Source organism: Caballeronia sp. J97, from assembly GCF_905220305.1.
GTDB lineage: Bacteria > Pseudomonadota > Gammaproteobacteria > Burkholderiales > Burkholderiaceae > Caballeronia.
Genome location: NZ_CAJMZL010000015.1, coordinates 134880 through 146463 on the forward strand (window position 1 = coordinate 134880; position 11584 = coordinate 146463).

Consider the following 11584-nt stretch of genomic DNA (forward strand, 5'->3'; position numbering starts at 1 on the left):
AGGACCGAACGCTACCAAAATGGTGCGAACGATAAAGCTGTACGCGGAGTTTCCAAGACGCGCTCGCCCGATTGTAATCGGTCATATTGATTGGGAGCACGCACCGGGGAGAGGCGTTACAGGGCGGTCGGTGAGCGAACGCCGGGCCATCCCAGCCGGACGAGGTGGCGCTTTCCTAGGCGAAAGCGCGTGACTGAGCGCCATATTACGCAAAAACAACCGGTGCGTAAAGGTGATCGATTCATCGCTGCCCGAACTCACTCGACGTCGGTCACGCACGGCCGGCGTCGACCGGCACGACTCAGGCGCCGCCACGCGCCGCCAGGAAACGCTGCAAGCGCCCGACGCCCGCATCGAGCCGCGCGGGATCGCACGCGTAGCACCAGCGCACGAAACCCTCGCCCTCCGGCCCGAAAGCACTGCCCGGCGCAAGCCCGAGACCGGCTTCGCGAACGAGCGATTTGCACAGTGTGAGACTGTCCTGCGCCCCCGGCAGCGAGAAAAACAGATACATCGCGCCGTCGGGTGCGCGCACGTCGACGCCTTCGATTGCCTGCAGCGCCCTCACGAGATGATCGCGGCTCGCGCGCAGATCGGCGACGAGCGCCTGTGCGAAACGCTCGCCCTCTTGCACCGCGACGACGCCCGCCTGCTGCACGAACGATGGCGCGCACGAGGTGTTGTACTCCACGAGCTTGCCGAGATCGTCCATCAACTGCGTCGGCGCGACGAGCCAGCCAAGCCGCCAGCCAGTCATCAGCCACGCCTTCGAGAACGAATTCACGGCGATCACGCGTTCGTCGCGCGCGGCCAGATCGAGAAACGAAGGTGCGACGCGCGCGTCATCGCCGTAATACAGACGCTCGTAGACTTCGTCCGCGACGATCCAGATGCCGTGACGGCGGCAATGCTCCAGCACGGTGCGTTGCTGATCGCGCGTCATCGTCCAGCCGGTCGGGTTGTTCGGCGAGTTGATCATCAGCATGCGCGTGTCCGGCGTGAGCGCCGCGATCAAACGGTCGAGGTCGAGCGTCCAGCCGCGCGGGCCGTAGGTGAGCGAAACGGTGTCGACGCCCGCGCCGAGGATCTTCGGAATCTCGACGAGATTCGGCCACAGCGGCGTCACCGCGACCACCCGATCGCCGGCGCCGACGACAAGCTGCGCCGCGAGCATCAGCGCGTTGACGCCGGCGCTCGTGACGGCGATGTGCGCGGGCGCCGTCGCGCCGTGCAGCGCGCTCACGTAACCGCTGAGCGATTCGCGCAGCGGCGCGATGCCGAGATTGTGCGTATAGAACGTGGCGCCGTCGGCGAGCGCGCGGCTCGCGGCGTCGCGGATGAACTGCGGCGTCACGCGGTCCGATTCGCCGAACCAGAACGGCAACACGTCGGCGACGCCGAAGCCCGCGTTCGCGACTTCGCGGATCTGCGACGGCCGCAACGCCCGCACCGCGTCGCGCGCATTCGGCGCACCGGATCCGTGCGCGTCCGCCAGCCGGCTCAGTTCGCTGACCACCGCTCCTTCCGACTCACTCATCGCTCGCCCCGTCGTCTTGTCTTAATAACTGAAGTCTAACGCGTGCGCCGTCTCATTCGAGATGGACGACCGGCTTATCCGAGGTCTTCCGCACGCCGTGGCAGCGATGCGATCAACGACCAGACCGATTCCGCCGCCGGCGACAACGAGCGATCGCGCCGGCGCACGAGCTCCACGGTCCGTTCGGCGCGCGGTTCGAGCGGCAACGCGACCAGCGACGAATTCGCCGGCAGCGGCAGCGCGAGCCATGGCAGCACGCTCACGCCGACCCCCGCCTCCACGAGCCCGAACACGGTCGCCGAATGCCCCAGCTCCTGCACCACCTGCGCCTCGACGCCGTGCTCCTGCATCACCGCATCGATGATCGGCCGGCTGCCGGATGCGTAGCCGAGCATCACAAGCCGCTCGCCGGCGAGCGCTTTCCACGGCACCGCGGCCTCGTGTCCGAGCGCATGGTCGCGCCGCGCGACGAGACAGAACGAATCAGTCATCACCGGCTCGCCGTGCAGTTCATCAGATGAAAACGGGCCGATGACGACGCCGAAATCCACCTCACCGGATTTCACTTTGCGCAGCACATCGGACTGGACGTCGTCGCACAGGCTCAGCGCGATCAGCGGAAATTGCGCAAGGCAGGAGGCGATCACGCGCGGCATCAACCGGCACGCGATCGTCGGACTCGCCGCGACGATCACGCGCCCGCGACGCTGCTGCCCGAGATCGCGCACCTCGCGCAACGCTTCGTCGAGATCGGCCAGCAGACGCGATACGGTGCCGACGAGATTCAGACCCACATCGGTCAGTTGCACCTCGCGCGTCGTCCGGTCGATCAGCTTGAGGCCGATTTCCCCTTCCAGCTCGCGCACGCAGCGGCTGACCGCCGATTGCGTAAGGCCGATCTCGTCGCCCGCGCGGCTGAAGCTGCGCAGCCTGGATACCTCGATGAAGACGCGCAGTTGCCGCAACGTCACGTTCAATGGCGCGGTCATTCAGAATGCTCATCAATAGGGCCGTTTCATGCAGATTATAGCGAGGCATTGGTGTGATTTCATGCACGACCGAACGTTTCGCTGCGGTGCAGCAAATCGGCCAAACGCACGCCAGAAGGGCCTATTGCACTTGATTGGTGATTGTCCCGATTTCTTAATCAGTCTGTTTCGGGTCTTATACGGGCCATGCTGACATCGCGTCAGCCTACTGCCATGCGGGTTTCCCGGATTTTGCGACATGCATGGCACGGTTCTCGCATTTCATTGCGCACAGAGGTTGGAGCCATTCGCGGTTATATCGAACATTGTCCGCCGCAATCGCTCTGGCCTTCCCAGGTATTCGTTCATCGGATTCCGACCAGAGTGCGCGGCGCGGGGCAGCGCACCGGGGTTAGCTTCGCTGAGGTGAGATATGGTGCTGTTCGACGATTTGAGAGATAACGAGTGGGCGCTGGTAGAGGCGTTGTTCTGTTCCGAGCCGGCGCGTAGCGAGCGGCGCGGACGCCCTCGCGTCGAGGCGCGCGCGGTGGTCAACGCGGTTTTGTGGGTGCTGTCGACGGGCGAAGGCTGGTCCAAGCTGCCCGGACGCTATCCGTCCCCGCCGACCTGCCGCCGCCGCTTCGATGAGTGGCAGGCCGACGGCACGCTCGCCGAGATCGTGAAACGGCTCTCCGGCAACGGCCGTGAAGTGTCGTTGCGCGGGCGCATCGGTTCGAGCGCTGCGAAGCCGCCAGCGCCGCCGAGTCGCGATCGCCTGCGCGGCGCGTTCTGGACAAACCCGGAATCGTGGCGCGCTCCGGCCAAGATGGCCTGAGCAGATTGGCCTCGACCGAAGCCGGCATTCGCTGGCTTCACGCAAATACTTCACCTCTCGCACGGGCCACGGGCCCGCGCGAATATTTAATCTCCTTGCAATACGCTGCGCTCGCCGATCGGCCAGCGCCAAGCGATCGAGCGCACGTTTGCGGCGTAGCACAGGCGCGCTCGACGCGTCCTCGACGAAACAACTCTTTACGATTCCTTACAGCACCACGGCGGATCGCAGCATAGCTTGGTGAATGATCGAACACGCCCCATGAGGGCTTCGAGGATTTCATCATGAAGGCATCGACTCTGCTCGCGAGCAGCGCTTTCGTCGCGCTGACGAGCACTGCGGCGATAAGCCAGGCGCAGCCGCCTCCTGCATCCGATTTCCACGTGAGCACGAAGGCCTCAATGGCCGCGCCGCAGAATGCAGGACACAACCGCGATGCGACGCCGCCCGCGCCGCGCGGCGATCTGCGTGGCGATATCGCGAGCAATGTGCGCGCTCGTCCGGATTCCGAGCGCGACTCGCGCTCACAGCATCATTGAGCCCGGCTGAAAGACGATGCGCACTTCGCGGAACCACTTCAGCACGCGTCAGTCACATCTCATGCCATGAGCACAGCATGGCAACAGTGAGATCCGGTCTGCCCGTGCCGTTCGCGACACGGGCATTTTTTCGGACTATGGATGTTGGCCGGCCAACTCACGGCCCTTTTGTCCGACGACAACGCCCCCTCGACCCGAGCGTCGACTGTCGATCGCGGCCCGCGCGCCTTGCAGTGCTAGACTCGTGCCTCCAGAACTGCTTCCTGACCACCGAACGTATAGGGTTCCACGCGACGCAAGTCCCAGTCAGTCCCGCGTTCGTCGCGTGAAAGCCGCGAGAATTCGTGCTTTCCGCGCTCAGTGACGACCGCGATATCGACCGGTGCATGGAATCCAGGAGCGGGCGCTACTGTGCGTTGCCTCGCGAGTTCCAGCAAACCGAGCCCGCGCAGGAGATCGAAAACGTTAGGGCGTTTCGCCCAGGGAACCTGACGATACTGCGCTCGGCGAAGTGCTTCGAGTACAACTTCGTTGGAATACGTGGTCATCTCGTTCTTTCTTCCTGTGCAGCCATGACGACGCTCGTGACGGTCGCAAGACGGTCCGCGACGTCGACTAAACGCGGCGCGCCGAATTCCGTTTGCGATGAACGACTCGCAGCCGAATGTTTGGCCGCCGCTTGCGTTAGGTGCTGCTTTCTATTACAAGCCCCGTTGAGAGCGCGCTGATCACGCGCTTTGCTGCGACATCCGCCGATGCGTTCCAGAGCACGCGATGACGGAACGAATTGCCCTAAAACCAATACGTTACCCCAATCAAATTGGTTCTATTCACTTTATTGCTGCTTTTTTTTGCATTATTTGCGCTGTGTCGGCGCCTTCGCCTCCAGATCGCGCTCGGCGTGGCTGCGCTCGCGTGGGCAACCGGCGCAGGATGGCTTGCGACTCCGCTGCTCGATCTCGCGCAGCACGGTTATCGTCACACGGACCTACCCGCATTCGCGCCGCAAACGACGATCGTGTTGATGGGCGGCGGTACGTATCGCAGCGACTCGGGACTCGTTCCGAAGTCCAACGCGGTGCCGCGCATCGAGGCTGTCGGGATGCTCTATCGCGAGTGCCGCGAGACCGGCGCGTCGTGCAAGGTGATTCTGAGCGGCGGTGATCCGGAGCACCACGGACAAGCCGAGGCCGACAACTATGCGCCCTACGTGCTGGCGCAAGGCGTCGCTTCCGGCGATCTCGTGCGCGAGAATCAAAGCCTCAACACGTATCAGAACGCGCGCAACGTGGCCGGTATTGTCGGCCCGGCACATGACAGCCGTTTGATCGTCGTGACATCCGCGTATCACATGCGCCGCTCGTTACGCGCATTCGAGGCTTTCGGCTACGCGCCCGTGCCTTACGTGTCGGACGTGCGGCCCAATCGCGTCACGTTCTTTCCGCGCATCCGCGGCTTCATGAACAGCGAACTCGCGATGCACGAACTCGTCGGGCTCGCGCGCTTCGATGTGTATCGCTGGCTGCATATCTACTAGGCTACTGGGCGCGGGACCAGCGGATCGTGACGCGATGCTAAGCACTCGAAAATAATTCGGTGATTGCGCTCGATCATGCTCGACGCGCGTCGGGCGAACACGCGACACACGGTCGCCCGATTCCGGGCTTATGATTCGGATTGTCTGATCGTCAGACGCGCGAGGTTCGCGACTGACGGCCCGCGAAGCCGCGGGAGCGATTTTTGCTCAGACCCAGGCGTCATCCACCGGATCGGACAGACGATTCCCGGGTTCAACTACTACTAGGAGGTAACAATGAAGAAAGTGTCCCTGGCTGTTCTGTTGTCCCTCAGCGCGGTCGCATCGGGCGCCTATGCCCAGAGCGATCAAGGCGTGACCATGAGCACCGATCCCGCGAAGATCGCTGACATCGAATCGCGCGCGCAAAACTTGCAGTCACAGCAGGACAACATGCAAAACATGCACTCGCAGGCGCCTTCACACAAGTCGATGCATCACAAGAAATCGCCGAGCAAGCCGGCGGCCGGCTCGGGCCAGTAAGCCGCGCTTTCCGCTGTCAGGCACGGGGCCATTCGCGCCGCCTTGGGTCGAATCGACTCGAGGCGGCGCGCAAGCATGTTCACTCTCCTATGAGTCTTGCAGTCACGCCCGCGCGGCGCGATGCGTGACCCAGTCGCCGCCCTCGATGCGCGGTAGTCCTTCTACTGCCGCGGCCGCGACCGGATAGATCAGGCAATCGACCCGATCCGTTCGTCCTTCGATGTCCACTTCCACATGCAGGCGATGCGAGCGGAATAACCCCTCCACGCCCGGATACACGTCTTCGATCTCGTCGAGCACGGGCACGAGTGCGTCCGCGATCCGGTAGACGTCGCCGCGGATCGGCGCGCCCTTCTCGTCGATCACGAGCCCCGGATACGTGCCGAAGTCGAAGAGCCGCCCCTGAACGTGCGCCGCACCGATCCATTCGGGCATCGCCACGCCATGTCGCGCCGCCGCGCGGTTGATATCGTTGGCTTCGCCGGCGCGCAGCGTGCCGTAGACAAAAACGTATTGCATCGAGAAAAGCGCTCCTGTAGTCGAAAATCGATCAACGGCCATTATGCGGCCGCGCAAAATTCGCGGCGCGCTTCGGCGAGCGCTTTCGGCTACCATCGGCCCTTGGGCGGTCGATGAAACCCGGACGCCCGAGCACCATTCAATCCGAGCGCACATGGCCACGATTGTCGAACCGAGAACGTCGAATGAAGAAGTCGAGCATCTCGACATTCTTGTCGAGCATTCGCCGACGCTCGATCATCCGATTCGCGTGCGCTCGAGGCCGGTTCCTTATGGCGTGCGCATCGCGCTGCATACGCATCCGTGGGCGCAGGTTGCCTACACGTCGCGCGGCGTGCTGCGCGTCGCGACCGCCGATTCGACCTGGATGGTTCCGCCCTCGCGCGCGATCTGGGTGCCGCCCAATGTCACGCATGAGGTCGTGATCGTCGAAGACGCCTATCTGCGAACGCTCTATGTCGATGCGAGCGTCGTGCCGGCGGGCCTCGGCGCGTGCCGCGTCGTCGAAGTGTCGCCGCTCTTGCGCGAAGTCATCGCGGCGCTCGACGATGAATCGATTTCCCGCCAGCGCGAGCGACTGCTCGGCACGCTCGCGCTCGACGAGATCATCCGTTCGCAGCCGCTGCCGCTCTCCGTGCCGATGCCCAACGAGAAACGCCTGCGTGCCCTGTGCGACGCCGTGCTGGCCGACCCGTCGCACTCGGATCTGGAGCGCTGGTCGTCGGAAGCGGGCGCGAGCTCGCGCACCATCGCGCGGCTTTTCAGGCGCGAGCTCGGCGTCAGTTTTTCGCAATGGCGTCAGCAGGCCGTGCTCGCACGCGCCATTCCCCTATTGAGCCAGGGCCGTCCGCTCGCGCAAGTCGCGCGTGCACTGGGCTATCAGAGCCAGAGCGCCTTCTCCGCGATGTTCCGCCGTGCGTTCGGCGAAAGTCCGCGCGCGTTCTTCGCGCGCGATAGCCGCGATGAGCGGGACGCGCGCGACGTCGACGGTGCATGAAGCGCACACGCTGCCGTCAGACGCGCCGCACCATGTGCCGGATCGCGCCAAGCTGCGCGAGACGCGGACCGGCCGGCCGGTAGCCGAGACGGATGTAGAGCCGCGCCGCCGGATTATCGACGAATACGCGCAACTGACATTCGGCAAGCCCGCGCGCCCGCGCCCAGCGATGCGCCGTGTTGAGGAGGAACGTCCCCGCACCGCGCCCGCGATAACCCTGGGCGATTTGCACGTCGCGGATATGCAGCGAGTTGTCTTCTTCGGTGACGCGCATGACGCCGATCGGTATGCCGTCCGCCTGCAGGATGAAATTCTCAGACTCGCGCCAACTGGAGAGGAAGAGATCGCCGCGCCACACGAGATTGTGGCGCCGATAATAGCCGACCATGTTGTCGTGCGTGAGCGCTTCGGCGAAGGCGAAGTCCGCCATGGACGCCTGGCGCAATTGGTAGAGCGAGAGATCTTCGGTCGGGTCGAGCATTGCACGGGCACGAGAACAAGTGCCTAAACACTAAGACAGTGCGCGCGGGCTGGCAATGGCCATTATCACGGTCGAACGGGGATCGGACGTGCGGAAGAGAAATTGAATACAGCAAACAGAAAAAAAAATCCAGCCCGAAGGCTGGATTTTTCATACAACGTTCTGGCGGAGCGGACGGGACTCGAACCCGCGACCCCCGGCGTGACAGGCCGGTATTCTAACCAACTGAACTACCGCTCCACTTTCCTTCATCGACTCGCAGTGTCACCTGCGAATGTGCAGCGCTTTTCTACTAGCAGCCGCCGATATTCTGGCGTCCCCTAGGGGATTCGAACCCCTGTACTCACCGTGAAAGGGTGATGTCCTAGGCCTCTAGACGAAGGGGACTTCAACTTCTACCCACCCTGCGGCGAAAAAAAACCGGCTCTCATTAGCCGGAGTGTTTCTGCTCGCAAGTGTTGGCGGAGCGGACGGGGCTCGAACCCGCGACCCCCGGCGTGACAGGCCGGTATTCTAACCAACTGAACTACCGCTCCACTTCTTTCCATCGATCCGCAGTGTCACCTGTGGATGTGCAGCGCTTTTCTGCTAGCAGCCGCCGATATTCTGGCGTCCCCTAGGGGATTCGAACCCCTGTACTCACCGTGAAAGGGTGATGTCCTAGGCCTCTAGACGAAGGGGACAGAAACTTGTGATTCTGTCTTTACTACCGCCTCGCTTATCTGCTCACTTGCTTGCTGCCGATCAGCGAAGACCGAAATTCTATACAACTTCGTGTTACTTGTGAAGTATTTTTTGCGACTTCCGCTTCCGGAGAACAAGCTTCGCACTACTCCAACTGTTCTTTGGTGGAGGTAAGCGGGATCGAACCGCTGACCTCTTGCATGCCATGCAAGCGCTCTCCCAGCTGAGCTATACCCCCTTGCAGAACAGAAACGAGATTGTATAGGGCGTTTTTGAAACTGTAAATACCTTCTGACGACTTGAGCGAAACTTTTTTGTCTCTCCGACGCCGACGCGCGCAATGGATGACGCGCCGGCGCGTTTGCGGCTCGTCATCCTTTGCTATGCGTTCAACCTGCCGCTTTCTCCAAGCGCTTCGACACGGCATCGCGACCGAAGAGCATCAGGACGGCATCGATCGACGGCGTATGCGTCGTGCCCGCGACCAGCAGGCGCACCGGCATCGCGAGTTGCGGCATCTTGAGCTTGTGCGCGCTGAGCGTCGCCTTGAGCGTTGCTGCAATCGCTTCCTTGGTCCACTCGACGTTCGCGAGCGCCGCGCGCAGTTCCGCGATGGCCGGCCGCACTGCATCGGTGACGTGCTGAGCGAACGCGTCCGCATCGATGACGGGCTCGCGATAGAACATCGCGGCGTTATCGGCGATCTCCTTCACCGTCGATGCGCGATCCTTCAGCAGCCCGATCACCTGATCGAGCGGCGCGCCGCCGTCGATGAGCGCGGCATCGATGCCCGCCTGCAACAAGAACGGCTTCGTCAGCTCCGCGAGACGCGCGTTGTCCGCCTCCTTGATGTAGTGCGCGTTGAGCCAGTTGAGCTTGTCGTGGTCGTACTGGGCGGGCGACTTGCCGAGATGCTCGAGATCGAACCATTCGACGAACTGTTCACGCGAGAAAATCTCCGCATCGCCGTGCGACCAGCCGAGACGCGCGAGATAGTTCACCACCGCTTCGGGCAGGTAACCGTTGTCGCGATAGCCCGTCACGCTCATCGCGCCGTGACGCTTGCTCATCTTTTCGCCCTGCTCGTTCAGCACCGTCGGCAGGTGCGCGTATACCGGCGCTTCGCCGCCCAGCGCGCGCAGGATGTTGATCTGGCGCGGCGTGTTGTTCACGTGATCGTCGCCGCGAATCACATGCGTGATCTTCATGTCGAGATCGTCGACGACCACGCAGAAGTTATAGGTCGGCGTGCCGTCAGGACGCGCGATCACGAGATCGTCGAGTTCTTCGTTCGAGATTTCGATAGGGCCTTTCACCGCATCGTCCCAGGCGACCGCGCCGGTCAGCGGATTGCGAAAGCGCACGACCGGCTTCACGCCTTCCGGAATCGGCGGCAGGACCTTGCCCGGCTCCGGACGCCACGTGCCGTCGTAGCGCGGCTTTTCGCCCGCGGCGCGCTGACGCTCGCGCAGCGCGTCGAGCTCTTCCGTCGACATGTAGCAGTGGTAGGCGAGCCCCCTCTCCATCATCTGAGCGACGACCTCGCGATAACGGTCCATGCGCTGCATCTGATAGAACGGGCCTTCGTCGAAATCGAGCCCGAGCCACGCCATGCCTTCGAGGATCGCATCGACCGATGCGTCGGTGGAACGCTCGAGATCGGTGTCCTCGATGCGCAGTACGAACGCGCCCTTCATCTTGCGCGCGAACGCCCACGGATAGAGCGCGGAGCGGATGTTGCCGAGATGGATGAAGCCGGTCGGACTCGGTGCGAAGCGTGTACGGACTTGGGTGGTCATTGCTGTTTACTCGATGAATGGCGCTGCGCGCTGGCGTTCGAATCCTGCGCAAAATGAGACGAAATTATACTCGCCACCCGCTTTGCGCCGGTCCGCGCGCCTTTTGTTTTATGATGTGCGCGCTTTTCCCGATCTCCCGGAACGCCCGCACGGACGGGCCACCCGGGCGCCGCTGCACCGCCGGAGCCTACCTTGAGTTCATCGTCACCCCGTCTTTCGCGCCGCGCGTTTTCGCTCGCGGCCGCATCGTCCGTTCTCGCCGCCTGCACGACCACGAAGGGCATCGTTTCAAGCGAGACCGCGACCGGCACGCCAGCCACGCCGCCGAAAGCGCAGCCGCAGCAGCCGATGCGCATTGGTCTCGCGCTCGGGGGCGGCGCCGCGCGCGGCTTCGCGCATATCGGCGTGATCAAGGCGCTGGAGGCGCGCAACGTGCGCGTCGATCTCGTCGCGGGCACGAGCGCGGGTTCGGTGATCGCGGCGTTGTACGCATCGGGAATGAACGGCATCGCGATCAACAAGCTCGCCCTGACGATGGACGAAGCCTCGATCAGCGACTGGGCGATGCCCTTTCGCGCGCGCGGCATCCTGCAGGGCGTCGCGCTGCAGAACTACCTGAACAAAACACTCGACAACCGTCCGATCGAAAAGATGGCCAGGCCGCTCGGCATCGTCGCCACGGACCTGAAGAGCGGTCAGCCGATTCTCTTTCAGCGCGGCAACACGGGCATCGCGGTGCGGGCGTCGTGCAGCGTGCCGTCGATTTTCGAGCCGGTGAGAATCGGCGATCGCGAGTATGTCGATGGCGGGCTCGTGAGTCCTGTGCCGGCGGCGTTCGCGCACAAGATGGGCGCTGATTTCGTGATCGCGGTCGATATCTCGGCGCGACCCGAAAGCGGGCTCACGTCGAGCTCGTTCGACGTGCTGATGCAAACCTTCACGATCATGGGGCAGACGATCAAGGCCTACGAGCTCGACAAATACGCAAACGCCGTGATCCGCCCCAATCTCAACGCGATGAGCAGCAGCGATTTCAGTCAGCGCAACGCGTCGATCCTCGCGGGCGAAGAAGCCGTCGCCAAAATCTGGCCGACTTTGCAGCGACAGCTCGCGGAACGCAGCGCGCAGGCCTGATCCCGCGGGTTCCATCTGATTCGCAGCTCGAA

Annotated in this window: 12 protein-coding genes and 5 tRNA genes; 6 read left to right on the forward strand and 11 right to left on the reverse strand. The window is 63.2% G+C overall.

All coding sequences use genetic code 11. From position 1 onward, the window contains the following. Positions 1 to 301 precede the first annotated feature (301 nt). On the reverse strand, positions 302 to 1537 hold the full coding sequence (locus U4Y90_RS20110) for a pyridoxal phosphate-dependent aminotransferase (protein ID WP_321797091.1): 1236 nt from the start codon (positions 1535 to 1537) through the stop codon (positions 302 to 304). Between the two features lie 74 nt (positions 1538 to 1611). After that, positions 1612 to 2514, reverse strand: coding sequence for a LysR family transcriptional regulator (locus U4Y90_RS20115; RefSeq protein WP_321797164.1), 903 nt, complete (start codon positions 2512 to 2514; stop codon positions 1612 to 1614). A gap of 424 nt (positions 2515 to 2938) precedes the next feature. On the opposite strand from U4Y90_RS20115, the gene U4Y90_RS20120 reads away from it, so the two are divergent. Next, on the forward strand, positions 2939 to 3340 hold the full coding sequence (locus U4Y90_RS20120; protein WP_061138582.1) for a transposase: 402 nt from the start codon (positions 2939 to 2941) through the stop codon (positions 3338 to 3340). Between the two features lie 284 nt (positions 3341 to 3624). Next, positions 3625 to 3879: a hypothetical protein gene (locus U4Y90_RS20125; protein ID WP_321797093.1), complete on the forward strand. Its 255-nt coding sequence runs from the start codon at positions 3625 to 3627 to the stop codon at positions 3877 to 3879. A 236-nt stretch (positions 3880 to 4115) separates the two neighbouring features. Here U4Y90_RS20125 and U4Y90_RS20130 read toward each other — a convergent pair whose 3' ends face one another. Continuing rightward, complete coding sequence (locus U4Y90_RS20130; RefSeq protein ID WP_321797094.1) at positions 4116 to 4427, reverse strand: hypothetical protein; 312 nt, start codon at positions 4425 to 4427, stop codon at positions 4116 to 4118. A gap of 353 nt (positions 4428 to 4780) precedes the next feature. Here U4Y90_RS20130 and U4Y90_RS20135 point away from each other — a divergent pair, with 353 nt between their 5' ends. Then, entirely contained in the window at positions 4781 to 5416 is a 636-nt protein-coding gene (locus tag U4Y90_RS20135; RefSeq protein WP_321797095.1) for a YdcF family protein, read from the forward strand. A gap of 276 nt (positions 5417 to 5692) precedes the next feature. After that, entirely contained in the window at positions 5693 to 5938 is a 246-nt protein-coding gene (locus U4Y90_RS20140) for a hypothetical protein (protein ID WP_321797097.1), read from the forward strand. A gap of 102 nt (positions 5939 to 6040) precedes the next feature. Here U4Y90_RS20140 and U4Y90_RS20145 read toward each other — a convergent pair whose 3' ends face one another. Beyond that, positions 6041 to 6457, reverse strand: a complete 417-nt coding sequence (locus U4Y90_RS20145; RefSeq protein ID WP_321797098.1) for a gamma-glutamylcyclotransferase family protein — start codon at positions 6455 to 6457, stop codon at positions 6041 to 6043. Between the two features lie 154 nt (positions 6458 to 6611). Between U4Y90_RS20145 and U4Y90_RS20150 the strand changes: the two genes are divergently transcribed. After that, positions 6612 to 7454 carry a helix-turn-helix transcriptional regulator gene (locus U4Y90_RS20150; protein WP_321797100.1) on the forward strand — a complete coding sequence of 281 codons (843 nt, stop codon included), beginning with the start codon at positions 6612 to 6614 and terminating at the stop codon, positions 7452 to 7454. Between the two features lie 16 nt (positions 7455 to 7470). Here the strand turns inward: U4Y90_RS20150 and U4Y90_RS20155 are convergent, their stop codons facing one another. The 7 genes from U4Y90_RS20155 to gltX all read right to left on the reverse strand — a co-directional run bounded on the left by U4Y90_RS20155 (position 7471) and on the right by gltX (position 10418). Then, positions 7471 to 7935 carry a GNAT family N-acetyltransferase gene (locus U4Y90_RS20155; protein WP_321797102.1) on the reverse strand — a complete coding sequence of 155 codons (465 nt, stop codon included), beginning with the start codon at positions 7933 to 7935 and terminating at the stop codon, positions 7471 to 7473. Positions 7936 to 8098: 163 nt separating this feature from the next. Next, positions 8099 to 8175: transfer RNA gene (locus U4Y90_RS20160), tRNA-Asp, on the reverse strand. A gap of 71 nt (positions 8176 to 8246) precedes the next feature. Beyond that, positions 8247 to 8322, reverse strand: a tRNA-Glu gene (locus U4Y90_RS20165). A gap of 72 nt (positions 8323 to 8394) precedes the next feature. Continuing rightward, positions 8395 to 8471, reverse strand: a tRNA-Asp gene (locus tag U4Y90_RS20170). 71 nt (positions 8472 to 8542) lie between these two features. Further along, positions 8543 to 8618, reverse strand: a tRNA-Glu gene (locus U4Y90_RS20175). Between the two features lie 163 nt (positions 8619 to 8781). After that, positions 8782 to 8857, reverse strand: a tRNA-Ala gene (locus tag U4Y90_RS20180). A gap of 151 nt (positions 8858 to 9008) precedes the next feature. Continuing rightward, on the reverse strand, positions 9009 to 10418 hold the full coding sequence (gltX, locus tag U4Y90_RS20185) for a glutamate--tRNA ligase (RefSeq protein ID WP_321797104.1): 1410 nt from the start codon (positions 10416 to 10418) through the stop codon (positions 9009 to 9011). A 192-nt stretch (positions 10419 to 10610) separates the two neighbouring features. Here gltX and U4Y90_RS20190 point away from each other — a divergent pair, with 192 nt between their 5' ends. Next, positions 10611 to 11552, forward strand: coding sequence for a patatin-like phospholipase family protein (locus tag U4Y90_RS20190; RefSeq protein WP_321797106.1), 942 nt, complete (start codon positions 10611 to 10613; stop codon positions 11550 to 11552). Positions 11553 to 11584: the final 32 nt, after the last annotated feature.